We start from the raw sequence: 19432 nt of genomic DNA, 5'->3' as shown, positions 1-19432 counted from the left end.
CATGACGACGCGGCCGGCTCCTCGGGATGAACGCGAACTTCGGCAACTGCGCTGGCTCGTTGGTTGTGGCTTCGGCCTCCTAGCCGTGTTGCCGCTGACGCAGTTCGCGTTCCTGACTGTGATGAAGTGGGGCGGTAGCGTGCTGAATCCCGCGACGTTGATGCCCAGTCGGACTCGTTGCTACTCGTCGGCGTAGGGGAGCACCCGGTCGAGGGATTCTGCCGATGTGAGGCCGCTGACTCGGAGCAGATACTTCAGCGAGGTATGCGCGTTGAGATGGTACACCAGCCACGTCGCGCGCATACGCCGGGTCTGGATCTCCATCGGAGGCGCGGTCCGGGAGACGAAGTCCGTGATCAGGTTGACATTGCTCCCACGCTGATCTGTTCGGAACGCCCAGCCGGAACCGAGCATGAACGCTCGGCGCGCGTGTAAACCTGCGGACCAATCCGAGAGGACGGGGACCGAGCGGGCAGTCTGGCCGTGCACGTCGACCATCATCTGGTCCCCGTCAACGTGCACATCTTCGAGTCGTTGCCGGATGATTTCCGCGCCAGTCAGTCCGGACCCGAAACCGAGAGAGAGCAACGCTGCGGCAGACGTGCGTCGCTCTTCAGAGGTCTGTGCTCGAGACCATCCTTCGAGGGACGCTTGATCTGCGAGGCTGTACGGCCTGACCGCATCAGCTTTCCCGAGCTTCTTGAAAGTCCCCGCGGCTGCGTCGCCGAGGAGCGCTTCGGAGACGCGTCGGAGGCGCGCTCTGATGGTGTTCCTGCTGGCACGGCTGTACCCGTCGAGGTGATGGACGACGAACCGGCCAACCATGTACGGGTTGAAGACGGCATCGTCCTTGAGGGGCGCGTACTCGTCCTTCGCGAAGAGAACGAGACGGGTGACGGCGGGGTAGAGCTCCCTCGCGGAGTAGATGACGAGTGGTTCGGCGCGGGCGACGACATCGTGGACATACGGCGCGACTGCCTCCCACTGCCTGGCGGGAAGCTGCGGTCGGTACGGGCGGCCGCCACTGCTGTTCGATGTCACGGAGTCTCCCTTGCGCCGGTCAGCGGGTTTGAGGTGTCGGCGTGCCCCTCAGCTTGGCGTTCATGCATCTCGCTGGTTACTATAAGCAGTATGCATCGTTTTGGCCCCGCCGTGTTTCGCGTCACGGATGTGGGAGGTGGGCCGGTAGACCTTGACTGGGTGACGGGTCTCCTCGTCCCAGCGGGCGTGCAAATCGACGTCGCCGACCACGGCACGCAACTGCGGGTCGCCCTGACCCGCGGCGACCAGGAAGTCGGAGCGAGCGCCGACTTCAGCAACGGTGAGCGGCTCGTGCAAACCAACGGCCCGCTCGAATCAGCGCTTGTCGAACTCGCGACGTTGCTCATCGACGCGAGAGCAGCACACTCGTCTGCTCCTGTGCCCTCGCGCGGCACCGCGCACATCGCTTCGACGGCCGCGCCGTCGTACTTGAGCGCTACTTCCGCCAGATGGTCGTTACCGGACGATCTGTTCCCCCGGCGAAGGATGACGTCTAGTGCGAGCCGCGAACATCGTGGGACGAGTAGAGCTCGGCGTTCAACCCGATCTCGAGCCGCGAGATCGTTGCAAGGTCGGGCCAAGCGCGGCCGTGGAGGATCTTCATCAACGTGACGTTGTGAATGCCGACCTGCTCAGCCACGGACCGCAACGACCGGGATCCCATCGCTTCCCGAAGACGAACCACAAACTGGCGAGCGACTTCCGCAGACGGATCCTCCGACGGCGCGTCCGGCCACGGCGCCGGCGTCAACTCCACCGGCAACGAACGTGGAGTACGAGCCATGCGTACAGCGTAGAAGGTGCAGCACCTGCGAGCGTGAGCTGACGACGCTGGACGAGCACTGGATGGGCGGGAGAGGTGCGGTCTTGTCGATGCTCTCGCGGTGCGATTGCGCAGGGCGAGGTTGATGCGACGCCCGTGGACGAAATCTCTACCGCCAGCTGACTCGGTACTGCGCGTCCACTCGGAACCCATCCGGCGCCGCCTGTGGACCGCCGTCGGACGCGTCAACCTTTTGCTGAGCGAAGTAGTCGTAGGCGAGCGCCCTCGTCGCGCTAGAGGACGCAACACCCACCCAGATCGCTGATGTGCTCGAGTGGGGTCTGCTTGCCCCGAGCACGGGAGAGTCGCAACGGAAGGTCGATCCCTTCACCGTGCACGGCAGCGACGTCGTCACGTGCCGTTCATGGATGTCGAGACCGTCCGTCGCAGCGTTCAAGTTTCGCCACACGACGAACACCGCTTCCCCGTCCCGGAGTTGACCGGACACCGATCCAGATACCGGCACGATGTGGTTCCCGAACCCGTCCTCCGACACTGTGGCGTTCCGCGACGAGTCGGCGACCGTTAGCTTCGCAGCGGCTGGCCGCGCGGTTACAGTGATCGGCGAAGCCGGGGCCGAGTCCTGCTCTGAGTGCGACGTAATCAGGCTCCCGATGACCAGGAAAACTCCGCCGACGAGGGCTGCTTTAACTCCCTGTTCTGTGGTCCAAGTCCACAGCAGGTTCCAGCGCCACCGCCGCTGCGGAGGCGAGGAAGCAGGTGCTGGGGTGGGTGACGAAGTCGGGTGACGCTGTCGGCTCATCGTCGGCTCCGTTCGGGCGCGGGGTCGGTGGGCACCATCGTGTAGTTGAGGCGGATGCCTGTCAACGTTTGCCGGCTGATTCCCTACCGAAACCGGCGTCACGCGGTGTTCCCGAGGAGTTCCCCGGACAGGATCAACGGGGTGGCCTCGGTCGACTCGATGAGTGCGGCGAGCAGTGCAACGCCCACGCCTTTCCGTGGGCGTGAAGGATGACTCAATACTCGCACGAGTATGCCTCGATCGTCGGCTCTCGCGGACGGTCGCCCCGCGGATGCTGACGACGCAGGCAGAGACGACCGGCAGCGGCTCGCTGAAGGTCTCGTTGACTGATCCGCTACCGGTCGCCCTTCGACTTGCGAAGTCCGAAACGCCACATCCAGATCCCGGCGCCGAGCCACAAGATTCCTAGCGCCGTGTTGAGCACCACCAGCAGCAGGTCGACGTCGGAACGCGTGAGACGCACGATCGACGTCGAGACGAAGACGATCCCAAAGACGAGGGCGATCGAACCCAGCACTTTCGCGCTCACCACGTCCATGTGGCGAACCTACCGCTCGTGGTCGTCTCAGCAGCCGATTGTGCGTGGGACGCTCCGCTCGACGGAGACGATCGATGTCTGACGACAACGAGCCCCGCCGCAGGCGACAGATCCCCTGGCTCAGCATCGCGACGCTCGCCGTCACGATCGCCAGGTTCCTGCTCGACCTGACCCGCAAGGGGTAACCAGGAAACGACGGCCCCGCACCAAACACGGTGCGGGGCCGTTCCCCGTGAAGACTTACTAGGCATCGTCGAGGCCGCCCTATTGCGTGTCGGCCTCATGCAGCAGACGCCGAAGCCGCCCGCAAGCAGCCCTCGGGCTCCAGCGCCGTTCAACAGCTTTCGCTACCGGGCGAGAGACACGCCATCCTTCATCACCCAGTCGATTGCCACCCCGGGAATCAGCGCCCGCAGGGATTGCTCCGCAGCCAAGCGATCCGCATCAGTAGCCCACTCCGTCGCCTCCAAACGCATGCGAGTAGCTCCGTTGACTGATCCGCCACTGCGCAGCAGGACACGGCCACCAGCAGCCTGCGCGATGACGTCATCCATCATGAGCGCATCATGCGGGTCAACACCTCCCAAACTGGCGGACCGGGCGCGCCGACGAATGGCCTTGCTGCGAAGCGCGTCCGCCTGTGCAACGGATGTCATGTCCGCCGCCGTCAGCTGGGACTCGATGTTCCGCACTCGATCGATCAGTTCGGCGAGCATGTCGGGGTTGCTGCGCAGCGGCTCTCGACGACCCGCGGCGTCGGGCTTCCACGAAGCAGACAACGCCGGCCAGACGGACTCAAAGAGCACATCGATGGATCCGGGTGGCATCTCTGGACTGGCGGCAACCGCCACCTCAGAGAGAAGCCTTTTCATGTCCCCCTGATCTTCGAACCGCGTCGCCTGGAACGGACCCAGCGGGCCGTCGATGTCACTCGGCTTGATGTCCAAGAGAACCGTCGATACGGGGCTGTCAAGAGTCTTTGCCAGCGCTCCCCCCTCGTAATTCACCCACGGTCGCGCATGGTTTGCTGCGGACAGCACGATGATCCCGTAATCCGTACTGGCGAGCTGCGCCTCGATCACTCCGACACCACGCTCACCCTTCGCGATGTCTTGACTCGACACGAACACCTCGGCTTGACCCACGCACAATGTCTTGAGTGCATCACGAAGCGCCTCAGCGACCGCCTGTTCAGCTCGACCTGACCAGCTGATGAAAACCTTCACGTGGCGACCGTAGCCGAGGCAGGGGTCCCACCGTCACAGCACCCTGCCGCCTTCAAGCCTCATCGCTGACCAATCTTCGGAACTGGGGTCTCAATAGCCGATCGACCAACGGACGGGGCGGGACGTCAGTCCTCGGTCTGGTAGCGCACAACTCCATCGGTGGACCGGTACGGAACGGGGAAGCTCGAGCAGATCACACCGTTCTCGTAGTCGTCCTTCACCGTGTCCATGAAGGCGTATGCCTCGGCGTCCGTTGCGAAAACACCCAGAACCGTGTTGTCCGGTGACTCATCGTGCTGAACGATCCAGACCTCCCCTCCGGCGAAGGACTTCGGGCGTCTGAAAAAACGTGGTCCCGGGGTCTGTCTACTCACCGAAGCAGTCTAGGTACGCGCCGTCCGGTAGCCGATCGGGAATTGAGACGTCATCGGCGACTCCGCTTGAACACCGGCGCTCGGCTCGGCACCGACAGCGGGCCCGTAGTGCCTGTAGCCGATCGCTGCGACGGTGCCAGTGCCCCACTGACCTGGCACCGTCGCCGCGACCTCACCGCGAACGGACGGTGAACCGTGACCCAGGAGCATGCTCAAACCGAGCCGATTGCAGGCTAACCCGACTCATCCGCGTCGCAGCCCGGTCGAAGGAGTCGACCAGGTCCGTGTCGCTCGTCAGCAGCGCCTGCAGGTGGAGCCCGTCGTAGAGGGCGAGGAGCTGCTCGGCACGACGGAGCGGGTCCATCGTCCCCGGCTCGCGGCCCTCCCGCACGTCCGCTGCGAGACCGTCCCGGACCACCTGCCGGAACCGCCGGTACGTGGACCGGTAGTAGTCAGCACCGTCCACGGTCGGGTCCGCCGCGGACGCCAGGCTCCACGCCAACAGTTCCATCAGCGCCGACTCCTCCGCATGCGCGGCGAGGAGCGCGCGCAGGAACGCGACGGTGCCCTGCTCGCCGATCAGGGGCGCCAACGGTCCGGAGATCGTGAGCGTCCACCGCTCCATGGTCGCTGCCAGCAGCACCCGGCTACGGCAACAAGCGCGCGGTTGGTGCCCGCTTAGTTCGTCTCGGCACACCACCGTGCGCTTGTGCCGTGGTTCGAGACGACGGTGACAACCTGACGGCCGCGGCGGAGGAGTCACCTCAAGGCGACTACTCGGCTGGCGGCCGTGGGCTGGGCCAGTGCGCTTCCATGCGGTGCACGTCGAATCGGTGCGGGAACCGCTCCCCGGCATGATGATGTGCCGTTCCGCGAACGCGCGCGATCGTGGCTGATGGGGCCTCTCCGAACGCGGCAGCGTAGTGGCCAGAGAACCTCCCGAGGTGCACCAGCTGCGCAGCCCGAGCAATCTGCCCGACGGTGCGCTCCTCACCAGAATCCAACAGCTGACGACGGGTGTGCAGGAGCCGGATACGGCGAAGCACGCTCATCGGCGACTCACCCACCGCGATCTGGAACAGTTCCTGCAATCGACGCGGACCCATGCCGACAGCATTGGCAACATCCGCTACCTCGAGAACGCAGCCATGCCGTTCATCCATAAACTGCAGCGCACGCTGCACGACAGGAGTGATCCGTACCGGGTCGTACCCGAGCGATGCCACCACCGAATCGTTCACCACACCCCCAACCAGCCTCTGGGCCACACGTCATCATCGCATCCCCGATACCGGGAGGCCACGATGCGCGAGGCCCTCGGCAACGCCGATCAGGCAGACCGGGTGCGAGGTGGCCCGACCGTGTCGACGAACGACATCAGATCGTCCAGGAACAGTGCGGCTTCCGCATCAGGCACATCATGCGGAGCATCCCACTGCGTGAAGCATCCGTCACCCTCGTGCCGGTGAGGGCCGGCATGCTCACGAGGCTTCGAGCACGATCGGTCCCAGAACACTGCTCCGCATCGCTGATCCATCGCTCCAACCCACCACACACGGACTGTGTGGCGGGTCAGTAGCGCTCGTCGCCTCTCTGCTGCAGGGCATCGCCACGTTCACCGCGAGCCGCCGCATCTCAGCCAGGACGGCGAACGAGCTCATCGAAGATGCTTCACGACGCCTTCTCGCGCACGACTCGTCCGACAGGTCTCGATAACCGATCGGCTACCGGACGGTCCGTCACGGGTCTAAACCGCGTATCCGAATGGGTGTGACGCCGTTGAGCCGGCCCCATGTCGTTGGGCGTGATGCTTCCGTCCGAGAGCGACGGAGCCGGGAGGGAGCAGGTGCCGGCGACGCATCCGCTGGGTGGTGAGTCGGGGGTGGGCGGTGGTGAGTTTGTTCTGGTCGGTTCGAAGTGAAGTTTCCTTCTCCGCATCCGTTATGTGATCGAGATCGTCATCTGCAGACGGATCGGTCTACGGTGTGGGGGCCAGCAAGCAATCAAGGACGATTGAGGGGGAACTTGTGAGGAAGAGCACGCCGAGGATGTGGGTGGGGTCCATCGGTGCGTTGGGGGTGGTGAGCATGTCGCTGTTTGCGTCCGGCCCGGCAAGTGCCCAGACTCTGTCCGCAGACGTGGCAGAGGCGTCTGGGGTGGACCGAGTCATCGACCGGACATCTGAGGGTGTCCCGGTGAATAGCGCAGCGGTACGGGCGTTGCGGAGTCAGCCGGATTCAACGCTTGTAACGCCGAGGGGCAGCGACGCCTCCGTGCGATCGGTGACTGTCGATTCGATGACGCCGCTGACCGACGTTGGCAAGCTCGAGCCCGGGCAGAGCGTGCAGGTCAACTACAAAGACGGTGTTGTGGTGCAGCGTGCGGTTACTGCGAGCTGCACGGTGAAGGACACGGTCCAGACTCCTTATAAGGAAAGCGGCTACGCCTGGTCGTACCACGATTACGGTCGCAGCGCGGGTTGCTCCGGCAGTGTGACGGTTGTCGGGCTGTTGTCGTCGTACGCACCGCCCTCGTGGCACTACCGCGACCGTGACGAGCAGACCACGGCTCCGAACCAGACGACGTACTGGGCCACGAATGCGAAGTGCAAGAACACCTCGACGCAGAAGTGGCATTCGGAGAATGCGATCGGCTCGTCGACCACGTCGCTGTCCCCTGATAAGAACCTGGCCTGCGCGATCTAGTCGCGCTGAGGCGAAGAAGTAAAGGAGAGATCATGACTGCTTCGGAAGCTCACTCCGCGTCGCACAGCGATCGACGTCCAATGGCCGCGGCTGTCGCATTGGCGATCCTTGGCGTACTGGTCGGCATGATCGGGTCTTACGTCACGGCTGTCGTGGGATCGGCGCCGGTCCCGGGTGGTTCCGGTGTGAACCCGTTGATGCTGTTGCTGCTCGCCATCGTCATCGCTGTCGCCGTCGTCACAGGGTGGCGGTGGCGCATCGTTGGGATTGTCGCTGGCATCGTGATGCTCGCTTTCGTTGCCTTCGCGTTCATTGATCAGCTCGCGTGGTCCTCTGCTCCCGGTGCGTGGTCGAACCCGGCGAACGCGATCGCGTATGGTGCCGCCAGCGGGTACCCGACCCTCGTGGGCGCGGCAATGCTGACCACAGCCATCCTGCACAGGCGCACCCGAACGCGCGACTGACTGATCACCGCAGTGTTCTCGTATCGATCGATTCGAGGGCACTGCGCCATGAGATCGCGTTGGAATGCGGAACGGGATCCCAGCGGCAGGGTTCCTACTTTGTGGGGAGTGTTAGACCGGTATCGGTGTGCGATCGGTTATCGAGACAGCTCAGTGCCGCGGTGACTCGTGGACGACGGAGGCCGGCTCCCTACCTTGGGTGCCGGCCTGTGTCGTGAATGTGTTGCGTCGCGTGGCGACACGAGTTTCGCGGGTTTAGAAGATCTGTGCGCCCTTGACGTCAACAACGGCGGTCAAGGTGTTGTGGAGCCGGGGTTCTGGCGCGGGCCCCAGAGGGTATTTCCTCCGCTGAGCCAGGAATCACGGGCGGTGTACTTCCCCGTATAGAAAGTGCATGACTTGGTGCCCTTGCTGGGGAAGGTGAAGGTGCCAGCGGACCCGCAGAAGCAGTTGTTCGTGTAGAGCGTTCCCGCGGATGCCCAGTACGCGTCGCCGCTCTGGCAGTTGTTGCGTTCGCTGATGCGGGTAGAGATCGTGCTGACCGGAGAGACGGCAACGAGTTCGCCGGTGGCGGAGTCTGTTGTGGTAGTGGTGGGGTCGGTGGCGACGTACTCGAGAACGTCGTCCTTCGTCGCTGTGTCGGAGAGCGCCGCAATGTCGGATACGGAGATTCCATCGATATCGCGTGTTGCTGGTGCGGTGGCAGCGTTGGCGGGGGCAGCAGCAACTGCGGTGAGCAGGGTACCGGCGACTGCGGCGACTGCGATGATGTGCTTCGGAATTGCCATGGTCCGGTCTCCTCGACCTCGTGGTGCGTTGCGATGGAAAGCGCGACGAGCGGAGCCCCCAACACAATCCTGGCAGACAGATCGGTACATGCCGGCCCAGGAGGTGGCGCGTCGCCGCAGTCGCCGGCTCATGAGATGGGGGTGGTCGGCTCGTCCCGCAACGGATCGGTCACCGAACGCTTGCCATGGTTAGCGTGTGACCATGCTCCCTCTCTCAGTCGCGCTGCCCCAGGGGGCGGAGGGTCCTTCCCCGTCTGGATTTGGATCCCGATCGTCGCGGTCGTGTCCGCCGCCGCGGTCATCCTGTTCCTCCGGAGGAACCGCTGAAGACGTCTCGGCGGACGATGGTTGACCGGGCGGGGAAGCCGAGCTCGCGCGTCGCCACGACACTAAGCCGTAGCCTCAGGCCCGAGCGAAAGGATCCCCTGATAACCAGGGACAACTCGAAAACAAAGCGGGAACTCGTCGTGGACGGGGAGTCTTTCCGCCTGAAAATCGCTGGCCCGTCGTACCAGCTGACATGGCTGTCCGGACCGAACCGCAACTACGGGTTCGGCGGGACTCTGGCAAGGCGGTGGCAGCGTTGCGGAACGTTCGGCGGTGCTAGCGGCGCGGCTTACAGACGAAGACGTCATCGCCCAGATCCGCGCCTTCCTCCTTGAGGTGGACCCGGTCACGGGTTACCTGCGGGACTAGCCGACGGTCTCGACAGCCGATCGTTCTCCGAGAAGCCAGAGCACTATGGGGGCAATGATGCGTCGATACCGGCTCTGGATGGCGTGGACCATCGGCCCGCTCACCGCGGCACTGATCGTCCTGACGGTCCTGGCAGCAACCACGGGCTTCACGCCTTGGCCACCACTGCTTGCTGCGACCGTCGCCGCCGCTGTTGCCGGAACAATTCTGATCGCGCTGGGACCGCGAGTCGCTCGACAGCAGGAACGGGAGCGCCGTGCGCAGCAGAACCAACGCGTCCGTTAGCCGATGGTCTTCCAGCCGATCCCGTGCCTACTTCTTCTCGTACCGACTCCAGTAGCGCACGAGCGCCTCGCGGCTCGGACGCGCTGTAGGGAACACAACCAGAGCCGCTCCGCCGAAGAGGACGAGGACCGCCACCAGTCGGTCAAGCCTGCCGTCTGACGTGGCCATCAGCACGAACCCGGCGACGATCAGTACAGCGCCGAGCACAGCAAGTAGGACGCGTCGAGTGGTCACGTCCGTGAAGTTACGCCGCGCACATCGGTCCAGTCGCCCTCTCGATGACCGATCAGCTATCGGGACGGGGACGGCGAGGTCGCGTAGCTCCAACAGAGTTCCAGAGCGGCCGGGCGGTGAGCAGCAGGAACAGCAGGAACGCCGGCTGCGTGACAAGCCCGGGCCCTGCGAGGGCCGGCTGTGTGAACGCCGCCAGCCAATTGACCGTGACGTCCGCGACCATCGTGGCCACTCCAACGAGCACACCTGCTCGGAGCTTGGCCAGGAGCAGGACGACAATCACAGGATCGACGACGGTGAGCGAGACCCAGAACCATCGGACCGGCTCGGGTGCGCTGCCGTAGACGTTCACCCCCGCGGCGATCAGTTCGGCCAGATGAGTCAGCGTGCCGACGCTGAAACCGAGCATCCACAGTGCGGGGATGAGGGCGAAGCGTCGCACTTGTCGTCTCGCGTCACCAGCCCCCACTGATGCAGCCTATGAACACCCGTCGGTGTCCGATAGCCAATGACGGTCCGGACGGTAGACAGGGGCATGCACTCCTCCGACGAGGTCCCACACCTCCTGCAGACCGTCATCGACACCCCTGCACCGCGTGAGCTGGCCGAGTTCTACCGGTCACTCTTGGGACTCCGGTACCGCGATGGTGACGCGCCCGTCGCCGACGAGTCGGAGCAGCCCGAGTGGTTGGTGCTGACCGCCGACGACGGAACTCGCCGCCTGGCCTTCCAACTCGCTCCTGACCTGCCACGACCACAGTGGCCGACAGGCTCACCCCCTCAGATGCTCCACCTCGATCTGACCGTCGACTCGACGGCAGCACTCGAACAGCAGCGGACTCGTGCCCTACGCCTCGGAGCGGCAGTCCTGACGGACCGGTCCGCCGACGCCGCCGAACCCCTCATCGTCTTCGCTGACCCTTCCGGCCACCCCTTCTGCATCTTCGTCACTCCGCGCACCCCGTCCCGATAGCCGATCGGCTAGTGGACGGGGCTGGCAGGGGTGCCGTCTTCCCACGTCAGCGCTGTCGTCTGCTCCTCGTGGATGAGCAGGTCGCGGATCAGGGGCGCGTTCTCGATGGGGCAGGACAGGGCGATGAGGTTCTCCGAGATCGCGTCGACGAGACACCCACGCTGGGCGTAGCGTCCTGCGATCGACAGCCACGCCGCGGCGAGGTCCGGATCTTCGCCGAGCCAGAGTCGGAAGGTGACCTGGTTGCCGCGCTGGCTGACGCTCGTTGCCACGATCGATCCTTCCGCGGATCTGACGGTGGCCACTGTGTCGTTGAAGTTCACGCCGTACACCCATGCGGGTACTGCACGAACCTGCACCAGGTCCGGCCCGATCGTCTTTGCGTTCAACGCTTCCCAAAACACGTCACCGGAGTCGGAGGGAAGCGCGAACCAGACTTCGGTGTCCGCGGCGGACGCCGATTGCGTCGGCGCGAGCGAAGATCCGGCCCATTCAGCCGTCCGACTGGGGTGCTGCCGATACTCGCTCATGGCGGCAATCTATCCCTCGCCGTGCACTCGAACGCACTCGGTTCCGATCGACGACACTGCCCGACCTCGAGCCCGGTTAAGGATCAGCTACTGGGGCGTCCGATCGTCGGCCGCCCCGAGGACGCGATGGTCAACACCCGTTAGCCGACCAGCAATGACCACACACGCCGCCCGCCGCTTCTACTTGCGACGCCGTGAGTTGAGGAAGACAAGCGCGAAGGTGATCAGGACTGCCGTGCCGATGACGACGAGCGGCAGCGGACCCCATATCTGGGTAGCGGAAATTGACACGCTTCCCTCTACTCCTCGTGGCTCACGTCTCAGTAGCAGGTCCCTCAGCGCAGGCGCCAGCGCGTTCGGTGGTGATTGCGCTCCGGTCGCTAGCGCTGGTTAACTGCGCGCGTGCACCTCCCCATCACGGTCGGCCCACCCCAGCGTGGTCGCCCGTGACACTCGGCGAAGTGTCGGTGCCAGGTGGCACGGTCTTCACGGTCACCGGGCCCTGGTCGTCGGAAGATTCGGAGACGCTGCGGCGCAGGGGCTCGACCGCGCTGTGGCTGAACTACGCGCACGGCTTTTCGGAGCCGACCTTGCGGTTGATCGAGGACCTCCCTTCGACGATCACGCGCTTACACATCACCGCGCGGTGGATCACGGACCTCAGCCCGATCGCTGTCCTCGGAGACCGGCTCGAGGCGCTCTCCGTCACGACCGCGCCGGCGGCATCGCTCGACCTCGCCCGACTGCCCGTCCTGACCGAGCTCGCCGCCGACTGGGCGCACGTGCAAGCCACGATCGGAACAGCGGTACGACTCGTCGACGTCTACCTCGGCCGCTACAGGGAAGCCGACCTCGCCCAGTTGGCTCCGATGCACTTCCTCGAGCGACTCACGTCGAGGTGGCGGGCAGATAGCGTGACGGGATGGCAACTGGCGTGAAGTACGACTCGCTGAAGGAAGCGCACGGGTCATTCGACAGCGGCAGCCTCTGCGTGGACCACGCCCCTGTCGACGGCGACGCACGCTGGGGTCTCAGCCTCGTCTTGCTTCCCCCGGCGCACGTGGCCGACGCGGTGAGCGCGGCCGCCGCTGAACTCGGAAGCCTCTACGCCGGCGAGCACCACATCTACGACGGCGCCGACCTGCACCTGACGGTCACGAGCCTGGAGCCGTACCGCGACCATGTCGCGCTGACGACAGTTGAGCACTACGTCGAGGCGGTCGAGCGTGCCCGCGATTTGTTGGAGGTCAACGTTCGGCTGAATGGGCTCGGTGGCTCGCCTTCCGGCGTGTTCGTTCAGGGCTTCGACGACGAGACGCTGCTTCCGATCCGGCGACAGATGCGTCAGGCGGCGGCGGACCTACATGACGGCGTAGCGCCGCCGATGGCGTTCGTTCGAGACACAGCGCACATCTCCATCAGCGTCCACCGGAAGGCAGTTCCCGAACCACGGGCCGCCGAATACGTGCAGCGACACAGGCGCACTGTGTTCGGCGACATCACGGAAGCGACGGTCGCGCTCGCGCGATATCGGGCGACAGGTCACTCGATGGCCCTCGAAGTCATTCACACTGTCCGATAGCCGATCGGCTATCGGGCACCCATTTGGCTCGCGTTTTCTGCGTCACTAGGCGGGAGGTCGAAGCCCTCGCACAACCAGTCGAGTGCGTCGTCGGCAGCGTCAGCCTGTTCGCGGGGCGTCATGCGTCAACCGTCCGCGGGTACGCCTGACGGCTCGTGCAGTCGGCGGCTTCCTCGCGGCTATCGAGACGCCCTTCTGCTCGTATCGTAGTGAGGTGTCGATCACTTCTGCGCTCCTCGGATTTGCCGCTGTCGCTGCGGTCCTGACCGTGATCCCGGGCCTGGACACGACGTTGGTGCTCCGGTCAGCGCTGACGCAGTCCCGACGCCATGCAGCGGTCACGGCCCTCGGTGTGAGCGTCGGTGCGCTCGCGTGGGGTGCCGCGGCTGCGGTCGGAGCGGCGGCGTTGCTGGCGGCGTCCGAGCTGGCGTACCGGGCGCTGACGATTGTGGGCGCGGCGTACATGGCGTACCTCGGCGTGATGCTCATCGTCCGCAGCTTTCGCCACGAGCCCGTCGCCCTCGACCAGGCGGCCACCCCGATGCCGCTCTGGCGGAGTTTCCTGACTGGGGCGTGGACGAACCTGCTCAACCCCAAGATCGGCGCGTTCTACGTCGCAACGATCCCGCAGTTCATTCCGGAAGGCGCTTCGCACCTCGGGATGGGACTGCTCCTGGCGGGAGTGCACGACGGGATCGGTTTGCTCTGGTTCGCCGGCATCATCGGGGGAGCCCAGGCAGCGCGTCGTTGGCTCGCGAACGCTCGCGCATTGAAGATCATCGACCGCATCGCCGGCGTCGTCGTCATCGGATTCGGCGCACGCCTCGTCCTCGAACGCCACTGACCCGGCGGTCCATCGGCCATTGAGACGCCTCGAAAGGCGCGCTCGCGCTACCAGCACTCTCGGCCAGGACGCTGCGACGACGCATGATGCGTCCGGTCGCGTTGACCCGCTGAGGCGACTGGGTGATTCCTTGGCGTGTTGCCGCGATGGTGAGCGTGGAGGTGGTTTCCGTGGTGTTGATCGTGGTTGCGGTGGCCGTGGTGCTGCTGTTGGTGGTCATCGGAGCGGCCGGGGCTGCGCTGCTGGCGGTGGCGTCAGAAGCGGAGAACGAAGGCCTCCTCGACGACTAGGAATACTTCATGCTTCGCAGCCCTGAGCGGCGCGGTCAGACGGGTGTGCCGAGCCGGTACCCGACCCCGCGGATGGTGCTGATGAGATCCCGGTCGGTTTTCCGTCGGATGTAATGGATGTAGGTGTCTACCGTGCCGAGCTGTTCACCGTTGTCGAACACCGCGGACAGCAGGTGTTGCCGGGTGAACGCCCGCGTCGGCTCACTGGTCAGCAGTCGGAGCAGGGCGGTCTCCTTCTCGGTCAGCATCACTCGTCCCGTGTATGGGGAGGTGATGCTGTTGTCTGCCGGGTAGAACGCCCACCCGCCGATCTCGATGCTGCTGCCGACACCGGTGTAGTCGCGGGTGAGTGCACGGAGCCTGGCGGTGAGCTCGTCGAAGTCGAACGGTTTGACGAGGTAGTCGTTCGCGCCGGCATCCAGCCCGAATACACGGTCATGGACCGCTCCGAGAGCGGTGAGCATCAGTGCGGGGGTGCTGATGCGTCGCTGCCGTAGTTCCGCAACGACTTCGGTGCCGTCGATACCCGGGAGCCGACGGTCGATGACCATCACGTCGAAGTACTCCGCGGCGGCTGTCTCGAGCGCGGACTCGCCGTCCGTGCAGAGCGTCACGGCCCACTGCTCGCTGAGCTCGTCGGCGACGAGCGGGCCGAGCCGGGGGTCGTCCTCGACGAGGAGGAGTCGGGGCATCATGCTCGGTCCTTCGGGTCGTGTTCCGATGTGTTGTTCGGTGCGGTCCGGAGGTGGATTGCGAAGACCGTTCCGCTGCTGTCCGTGCGTTCGACGACTGCGTCGCCGCCAGCTCGGACGGCGATGTCTCGGACCAGTGCCAGGCCGATGCCGTACCCGGTGCGGGTGCTGGTCGTTGCCGCTTCGGCGGCTGTACCGTGGGCGAAGCGGTCGAACACGCGAGCCGGTTCGATGCCGACCACGCCGGGCCCGTCATCTGCGACTCGGATCGTCACACGGTTCCCGGTGGTCGTCGCGGTGACCCGGACCCGCCCGCCGGGTGGGGTGTGGCCGATCGCGTTGTCGGTCAGCGCGGTGAGGCATCGGCGCAGCTGCGTCTCGGACACCCGCACGCGTGCGTCGTTCGGCTCGACGACGAGCGTCACGCCCCGGTCCGCGGCGAGGACGGTCATGTCGCGATCCACCGACACCATCACGGCCCGGAGGTCGGCGCTCCCGTCGGGGTCGGAGGAGCCGGCGGCTGCTTCGAGGAGATCGTTGACGATGTCGATCAGGATCTGCGCGTCACCGCGGAGCTCGTCAACGACGGGGCGTCGCCGGTCGTCGGCCGGTGTCATACGTTGCAGCCGTTGGACGCGAGCGTTGAGCACCGTCAGCGGGGTGCGGAGTTCGTGGCTGGCGTCAGCGACGAAGGTGCGTTGCATCCGTGCGGCTTCCGCGATCGGTCGGACCGCTCGGCGGGCGATGATCCAGGCGGCGATCCCGGCGAGGATGATCGCGAGACCGCCGACGCCGATGACCGCGATGCTGAGGTCGATGGTGTCGAGGTAGATGTGAATGTCGGTGGGACCGGGACGCTCGTGGAGCTGGTTCGGTGTCAGCTGCCACAGCACGTACGCCACGACGAGGATGATGATCGCGATCACCAGCGCGGCCGACACGACCGCGACCCGGAGTGCGATCCCGATCACTGATCGGCGGTACGCCAGCCGGTCCGGGTCCGTTTCCGACGCTGAGCGGAACGACCATCGAGCCAGCGTGTCTGCAATCGCCGATCGCCATCCGTCCGACATGTGACCCCTTCCGAGCGAGCGACGCCGGAACGCGAGGGGGGGGGGGGGGAAGCGTTCCGGCGTCACCGTGTTGGCTCGATCCTGCCTCACTCAGAGCAGTACCAGCTGGTCGAGCCTGACCATCGCTGGCCAAGGAACAGCCAAGAAAGCGGGAGTCTGGTCGCGGGTCCGTTTCTTGGTGAAGTCTTGCGCACCCGTTCCTAGCGTCGGAGCATCGCCGATCCCGCGGCCCACGCGGCACGGCTCGTCCCGACGAGGAGAACACGATGTCCCACTCGCCTGCAGTGACCCCGCTTGCCCGGACCCGTATGAACAAGGTGCCGGACCCGACCGCATCGTTCTGGATCATCAAGGTCCTCGCCACCACCGTCGGGGAGACCGCGGCTGACCTCCTCAGTGACACCGTCGGACTGGGACTGCCGTTGACGACACTGATCATGACGGTCGCGCTGGCCGTGTTCCTGGTCCTGCAGTTCCGGTCCCGCGCCTACCGACCGCCGCTGTACTGGGTCACCGTGGTGCTGATCAGCATCGTCGGCACCTGCGTCACGGACAACCTCACCGACGGCCTTGGCGTCCCCCTTGCGGTCAGCACTACCGTCTTCGGGGTCGCTCTCCTGGCCGTGTTCGCGGTCTGGTACCGGGTCGAGGGCACCCTCTCGATCCACAGCATCGACACCATCCGTCGGGAGGCGTTCTACTGGCTGGCGATCCTGTTCACCTTCGCGCTCGGGACCGCCGCCGGTGACCTCATCGCCGAGCAGACCGGGCTGGGGTACTTCCCGTCCCTGCTGCTTTTCGCCGGCGCCATCGCCCTGACCGCTGCCGTCTGGTTCATCGGCCGCCGCGGACCGGTGCTCTGCTTCTGGATCGCGTACATCCTGACCCGTCCCCTCGGTGCGTCCACCGGGGACCTGCTGTCCGCGTCGACGAAGGACGGCGGCCTGGGCATCGGCACGATCACGACGAGCATCGTGTTCTTCGTCGTCATCGCCGCGATCATCAGCGTTCTCGTGATCCGTCTCCGCCGCGACGAACCCGCGCAGCGCAGCCGTCTCACCGTCTGACCCCGACCACTGGTGCCGCCGTCGACATGGGCGGCGGCCGCGCCAGCCCGTTTCACTTGTGAAAGGCACCTCGTGCTCTCCACCGTTCCACTGGCCGTGAGCCTGTTCGACGCAGCGTCCGTCCTGCACGCCTTCGGCCCGTACGTCCTCGCGGGGATCGCGCTGCTGATCTTCATCGAGTCCGGGGTCCTGTTCCCGTTCCTGCCCGGCGATTCCCTCCTGGTCACCGCCGCGATCATCAGCAGCACCCTCGGCGTCGCACCGTGGCAAGTCGCGGTCGTCGCGTCGGTCGCCGCGATCGCGGGGGACCAGGTCGGCTACTGGATCGGGAAACGCTACGGTCGGCGCCTGTTCAAGGACGACGCCCGCATCCTCACGACCGCCCGACTCGACGAAGCGGAAGCGTTCTTCACCAAGTGGGGAGGCCTGAGCCTGGTCCTCGGACGGTTCGTCCCCATCGTCCGCACCTACGTGCCCCTCGCGGCAGGGACTGCTCAGATGCACTACCGCCGGTTCCTGCTGTTCAACCTCATCGGCGCGATCGCCTGGGCCTGTGGGCTGACCGCAGTCGGCGTGCTCCTCGGCGGCATCCCGCTCGTCGCGCACAACATCGACGCGCTGATGATCGTCATCGTCCTCGTCTCGATCCTCCCGATCATCATCGGCGCCCTCCGAAAGCGCCACGTCGCCCGGAAACGCCGGGACGCTTCCGCGGCTCCTGCCCGGCAGACGGCCCACGATCGGGCAGTCAGCGACCAGACAGCCGGCGAGCGGTGAGCAGCACGACAATCCCGCAGAGCCGGGTGCCTGAGCCCACCGCGTCGTTTTGGGTGATCAAGGTCCTCACCACCGCGATGGGGGAATCGCTCTCCGACTTCCTCGTCACCCGGTTCGACCCCGTCCCGACGGTGCTGATGACCGCGGTGCTCTTCGCCGTGGTCCTCACCGCGCAGCTCCGAGCGGACCGGTACCGGCCCTGGCTGTACTGGGGTGCGGTGTCGATGGTGGGTGTGTTCGGCACCATGGTCGCCGACGTCACCCACGTCGCACTCGGCGTCCCGTACGCGGTCTCAACGCCAGTGTTCCTGGTTGCCCTAGTCGTCGTGTTCGTCCTGTGGCGCCGCGTCGAGGGCACCGTCGACGTCCACACGATCACCAGCACCCGCCGGCAACTGTTCTACTGGGCTGCCGTCATCACGACGTTCGCGATGGGGACCGCCGCCGGCGACCTCGCCGCCAGCACCCTGCACTTCGGCTACCTCGGTGGCGGCTTGGTCTTCGTCGGGCTGATGGCGCTCATCGTCCTCGGTCGGCTCGGCGGCGTCCTCGGCCCGGTGGCAGCGTTCTGGACGGCGTACGTCCTCACCCGTCCGGTCGGCGCGTCCTTCGCCGACTGGGTTGCTGTCCCGAACGGCCGAGGCGGCCTCGACGTCGGCACTGGGCTCGGCAGCGCGGTCCTCATCGTTGCCATCGCCTTCGGGGTCGTCTGGACGAACAAGACGCAGCAGGCACCGTCAGCCAATGCGGCCCGAAGCGTCCGCTGACCCATCCCCTATCGACCGACGCGGTTGGATCAGGTGACGGGAACGATCAGCACGTCGTCACTGCCTCAGACGATCACTGTCAAGATGTTTGATTTCCCTCAACGCCGGCGGTATTCCATCGTTTGGATGTCAAAGTAGCTGTCGGTGGGCTTTGAAGTTATCGGTGGTCGCTGCAATCGAACGCGAGCGGCGGTAGCCGAAGGGAGCTCGCCGAACATCGCCGCGTAGCGCTGGGTGAACCGTGGCGCATGAGGGATCTGCTCAGCGATTGCAATTTCCCGTATCGACCTCTGCTCGTCGGGGTCAAGCAGGCGTTCCCGTGCGTGCAGGAGCCGGATGAGCCGCAGGAAGTGCATGGGAGGCGCAGAGGTGTCTTCTCGAAACATCTCCTGGAGGCGGCGTGGTCCAATCCCGGCTGCGGCAGCGACGTCGTTCAGCGCTATCGGAAGGTGACGCGAGCGGTCCATGAAGCGCCGTGCGCGATCAACCTCTTCGCGTAGTGCGCGAAAATCTAGACCTAGGAGCTGCAACACATCCATACGACGGAGTCTCGCAGAGGTGCGTAAGTCTCTACTCGCGGCAGACGATTATCTGATGTCTCGTCGACCATCCCGCAGTCGGCGAAAGATAAGACCGGAAACGCTGGCCACGGTCGTGCAGAGAGCTGCGCCAGCCGCAAGTGCAACCGGCAAGAAGGCCCACACGACGCGGATCGCAAGAACTGTGATCCGAGCGAATACCGGTACGGCCCAGATGGTGAGACGCACGAGCAAGAACCCGAACCGGAGCGTCAGAACCATCAGTTGCACGAGCAGATTGAACATGAGCGTCACAAGACTGAAGGCGAGGCCAAGCATCGATTTGACCCCCAAGGACCGAAGCTAGATGTGTCATCGGAGC

The 19432-nt window shown here is 65.4% G+C and carries 24 protein-coding genes; 10 read left to right on the top strand and 14 right to left on the bottom strand.

Annotated features, from left to right (window positions below; translation table 11 throughout):
• Window positions 1–180 precede the first annotated feature (180 nt).
• From QPJ90_RS04095 to QPJ90_RS04065, 7 genes are all read right to left on the bottom strand, one after another.
• Window positions 181–1041, bottom strand: a complete 861-nt coding sequence (locus QPJ90_RS04095) for a hypothetical protein (protein WP_290133204.1) — start codon at window positions 1039–1041, stop codon at window positions 181–183.
• 493 nt (window positions 1042–1534) lie between these two features.
• Entirely contained in the window at window positions 1535–1825 is a 291-nt protein-coding gene (locus QPJ90_RS04090) for a helix-turn-helix transcriptional regulator (RefSeq protein ID WP_290133203.1), read from the bottom strand.
• 1136 nt (window positions 1826–2961) lie between these two features.
• Window positions 2962–3165, bottom strand: a complete 204-nt coding sequence (locus QPJ90_RS04085) for a hypothetical protein (RefSeq protein WP_290133202.1) — start codon at window positions 3163–3165, stop codon at window positions 2962–2964.
• A 347-nt stretch (window positions 3166–3512) separates the two neighbouring features.
• Complete coding sequence (locus QPJ90_RS04080) at window positions 3513–4391, bottom strand: toll/interleukin-1 receptor domain-containing protein (RefSeq protein ID WP_290133201.1); 879 nt, start codon at window positions 4389–4391, stop codon at window positions 3513–3515.
• A 125-nt stretch (window positions 4392–4516) separates the two neighbouring features.
• A complete protein-coding gene (locus tag QPJ90_RS04075) occupies window positions 4517–4765 on the bottom strand; it encodes a hypothetical protein (protein WP_290133200.1) in 249 nt (82 codons plus the stop codon).
• A 172-nt stretch (window positions 4766–4937) separates the two neighbouring features.
• Window positions 4938–5408 (bottom strand): TetR family transcriptional regulator C-terminal domain-containing protein, encoded by a 471-nt coding sequence (locus QPJ90_RS04070; protein ID WP_290133199.1) that lies wholly within the window; start codon window positions 5406–5408, stop codon window positions 4938–4940.
• Between the two features lie 130 nt (window positions 5409–5538).
• Window positions 5539–5991: a helix-turn-helix domain-containing protein gene (locus QPJ90_RS04065; protein ID WP_290133198.1), complete on the bottom strand. Its 453-nt coding sequence runs from the start codon at window positions 5989–5991 to the stop codon at window positions 5539–5541.
• A 1071-nt stretch (window positions 5992–7062) separates the two neighbouring features.
• On the opposite strand from QPJ90_RS04065, the gene QPJ90_RS04060 reads away from it, so the two are divergent.
• Window positions 7063–7470, top strand: a complete 408-nt coding sequence (locus QPJ90_RS04060; RefSeq protein ID WP_290133197.1) for a hypothetical protein — start codon at window positions 7063–7065, stop codon at window positions 7468–7470.
• 32 nt (window positions 7471–7502) lie between these two features.
• Entirely contained in the window at window positions 7503–7934 is a 432-nt protein-coding gene (locus tag QPJ90_RS04055) for a hypothetical protein (protein WP_290133196.1), read from the top strand.
• Between the two features lie 293 nt (window positions 7935–8227).
• On the opposite strand, the gene QPJ90_RS04050 is transcribed toward QPJ90_RS04055, so the two are convergent.
• The gene (locus QPJ90_RS04050) at window positions 8228–8722 is read right to left on the bottom strand and encodes a hypothetical protein (protein ID WP_290133195.1); all 495 of its coding nucleotides are present in this window, start codon (window positions 8720–8722) and stop codon (window positions 8228–8230) included.
• A 750-nt stretch (window positions 8723–9472) separates the two neighbouring features.
• On the opposite strand from QPJ90_RS04050, the gene QPJ90_RS04045 reads away from it, so the two are divergent.
• A complete protein-coding gene (locus QPJ90_RS04045; RefSeq protein WP_290133194.1) occupies window positions 9473–9703 on the top strand; it encodes a hypothetical protein in 231 nt (76 codons plus the stop codon).
• A 27-nt stretch (window positions 9704–9730) separates the two neighbouring features.
• On the opposite strand, the gene QPJ90_RS04040 is transcribed toward QPJ90_RS04045, so the two are convergent.
• Together QPJ90_RS04040 and QPJ90_RS04035 are read right to left on the bottom strand one after the other, a co-directional pair.
• Window positions 9731–9937, bottom strand: coding sequence for a hypothetical protein (locus QPJ90_RS04040; protein WP_290133193.1), 207 nt, complete (start codon window positions 9935–9937; stop codon window positions 9731–9733).
• Window positions 9938–9989: 52 nt separating this feature from the next.
• Window positions 9990–10379 carry a hypothetical protein gene (locus tag QPJ90_RS04035; protein WP_290133192.1) on the bottom strand — a complete coding sequence of 130 codons (390 nt, stop codon included), beginning with the start codon at window positions 10377–10379 and terminating at the stop codon, window positions 9990–9992.
• Window positions 10380–10472: 93 nt separating this feature from the next.
• Here QPJ90_RS04035 and QPJ90_RS04030 point away from each other — a divergent pair, with 93 nt between their 5' ends.
• Complete coding sequence (locus QPJ90_RS04030; protein ID WP_290133191.1) at window positions 10473–10910, top strand: VOC family protein; 438 nt, start codon at window positions 10473–10475, stop codon at window positions 10908–10910.
• 8 nt (window positions 10911–10918) lie between these two features.
• On the opposite strand, the gene QPJ90_RS04025 is transcribed toward QPJ90_RS04030, so the two are convergent.
• A complete protein-coding gene (locus tag QPJ90_RS04025; RefSeq protein WP_290133190.1) occupies window positions 10919–11440 on the bottom strand; it encodes a DUF4265 domain-containing protein in 522 nt (173 codons plus the stop codon).
• A 446-nt stretch (window positions 11441–11886) separates the two neighbouring features.
• Between QPJ90_RS04025 and QPJ90_RS04020 the strand changes: the two genes are divergently transcribed.
• From QPJ90_RS04020 to QPJ90_RS04010, 3 genes are all read left to right on the top strand, one after another.
• Complete coding sequence (locus QPJ90_RS04020) at window positions 11887–12378, top strand: hypothetical protein (protein ID WP_290133189.1); 492 nt, start codon at window positions 11887–11889, stop codon at window positions 12376–12378.
• Entirely contained in the window at window positions 12363–13022 is a 660-nt protein-coding gene (locus tag QPJ90_RS04015) for a hypothetical protein (RefSeq protein ID WP_290133188.1), read from the top strand. The genes QPJ90_RS04020 and QPJ90_RS04015 overlap by 16 nt, the downstream gene beginning before the upstream one ends.
• A 214-nt stretch (window positions 13023–13236) precedes the next feature.
• Window positions 13237–13866, top strand: a complete 630-nt coding sequence (locus QPJ90_RS04010; RefSeq protein WP_290133187.1) for a LysE family translocator — start codon at window positions 13237–13239, stop codon at window positions 13864–13866.
• A gap of 325 nt (window positions 13867–14191) precedes the next feature.
• Here the strand turns inward: QPJ90_RS04010 and QPJ90_RS04005 are convergent, their stop codons facing one another.
• Both QPJ90_RS04005 and QPJ90_RS04000 read right to left on the bottom strand, forming a co-directional pair.
• Window positions 14192–14851 (bottom strand): response regulator transcription factor, encoded by a 660-nt coding sequence (locus QPJ90_RS04005; protein ID WP_290133186.1) that lies wholly within the window; start codon window positions 14849–14851, stop codon window positions 14192–14194.
• A complete protein-coding gene (locus tag QPJ90_RS04000; protein ID WP_290133185.1) occupies window positions 14848–15819 on the bottom strand; it encodes a HAMP domain-containing sensor histidine kinase in 972 nt (323 codons plus the stop codon). The genes QPJ90_RS04005 and QPJ90_RS04000 overlap by 4 nt, the downstream gene beginning before the upstream one ends.
• A 410-nt stretch (window positions 15820–16229) precedes the next feature.
• Here QPJ90_RS04000 and QPJ90_RS03995 point away from each other — a divergent pair, with 410 nt between their 5' ends.
• The 3 genes from QPJ90_RS03995 (at window position 16230) to QPJ90_RS03985 (ending at window position 18532) form a co-directional block, all read left to right on the top strand.
• Window positions 16230–16988: a hypothetical protein gene (locus tag QPJ90_RS03995; RefSeq protein ID WP_354670501.1), complete on the top strand. Its 759-nt coding sequence runs from the start codon at window positions 16230–16232 to the stop codon at window positions 16986–16988.
• 96 nt (window positions 16989–17084) lie between these two features.
• A complete protein-coding gene (locus tag QPJ90_RS03990) occupies window positions 17085–17765 on the top strand; it encodes a DedA family protein (protein ID WP_290133183.1) in 681 nt (226 codons plus the stop codon).
• Window positions 17762–18532, top strand: a complete 771-nt coding sequence (locus QPJ90_RS03985) for a hypothetical protein (RefSeq protein ID WP_290133182.1) — start codon at window positions 17762–17764, stop codon at window positions 18530–18532. Before QPJ90_RS03990 ends, QPJ90_RS03985 begins: the two co-directional genes overlap by 4 nt.
• Before the next feature lie 98 nt (window positions 18533–18630).
• Here QPJ90_RS03985 and QPJ90_RS17715 read toward each other — a convergent pair whose 3' ends face one another.
• On the bottom strand, window positions 18631–18918 hold the full coding sequence (locus QPJ90_RS17715) for a helix-turn-helix domain-containing protein (RefSeq protein WP_354670500.1): 288 nt from the start codon (window positions 18916–18918) through the stop codon (window positions 18631–18633).
• Between the last annotated feature and the right edge of the window lie 514 nt (window positions 18919–19432).

The sequence above is a fragment of the Curtobacterium sp. 458 genome, assembly GCF_030406605.1.
In the GTDB taxonomy this organism is placed as follows: Bacteria; Actinomycetota; Actinomycetes; order Actinomycetales; family Microbacteriaceae; genus Curtobacterium.
This window is presented reverse-complemented; position numbering and strand designations above follow the sequence as displayed.

What these genes read in the sequence shown, in the direction of transcription:
- QPJ90_RS04030 (WP_290133191.1), top strand. Translation starts at nt 10,473, where the DNA reads ATGCACTCCTCCGACGAGGTCCCACACCTCCTGCAGACCGTCATCGAC.
- QPJ90_RS04005 (WP_290133186.1), bottom strand. Translation starts at nt 14,851, where the DNA reads ATGATGCCCCGACTCCTCCTCGTCGAGGACGACCCCCGGCTCGGCCCG.
- QPJ90_RS04060 (WP_290133197.1), top strand. Translation starts at nt 7,063, where the DNA reads ATGACGCCGCTGACCGACGTTGGCAAGCTCGAGCCCGGGCAGAGCGTG.
- QPJ90_RS04025 (WP_290133190.1), bottom strand. Translation starts at nt 11,440, where the DNA reads ATGAGCGAGTATCGGCAGCACCCCAGTCGGACGGCTGAATGGGCCGGA.
- QPJ90_RS04085 (WP_290133202.1), bottom strand. Translation starts at nt 3,165, where the DNA reads ATGGACGTGGTGAGCGCGAAAGTGCTGGGTTCGATCGCCCTCGTCTTT.
- QPJ90_RS03995 (WP_354670501.1), top strand. Translation starts at nt 16,230, where the DNA reads ATGAACAAGGTGCCGGACCCGACCGCATCGTTCTGGATCATCAAGGTC.
- QPJ90_RS04090 (WP_290133203.1), bottom strand. Translation starts at nt 1,825, where the DNA reads ATGGCTCGTACTCCACGTTCGTTGCCGGTGGAGTTGACGCCGGCGCCG.
- QPJ90_RS04045 (WP_290133194.1), top strand. Translation starts at nt 9,473, where the DNA reads ATGATGCGTCGATACCGGCTCTGGATGGCGTGGACCATCGGCCCGCTC.
- QPJ90_RS04050 (WP_290133195.1), bottom strand. Translation starts at nt 8,722, where the DNA reads ATGGCAATTCCGAAGCACATCATCGCAGTCGCCGCAGTCGCCGGTACC.
- QPJ90_RS04055 (WP_290133196.1), top strand. Translation starts at nt 7,503, where the DNA reads ATGACTGCTTCGGAAGCTCACTCCGCGTCGCACAGCGATCGACGTCCA.
- QPJ90_RS04015 (WP_290133188.1), top strand. Translation starts at nt 12,363, where the DNA reads ATGGCAACTGGCGTGAAGTACGACTCGCTGAAGGAAGCGCACGGGTCA.
- QPJ90_RS17715 (WP_354670500.1), bottom strand. Translation starts at nt 18,918, where the DNA reads ATGTTTCGAGAAGACACCTCTGCGCCTCCCATGCACTTCCTGCGGCTC.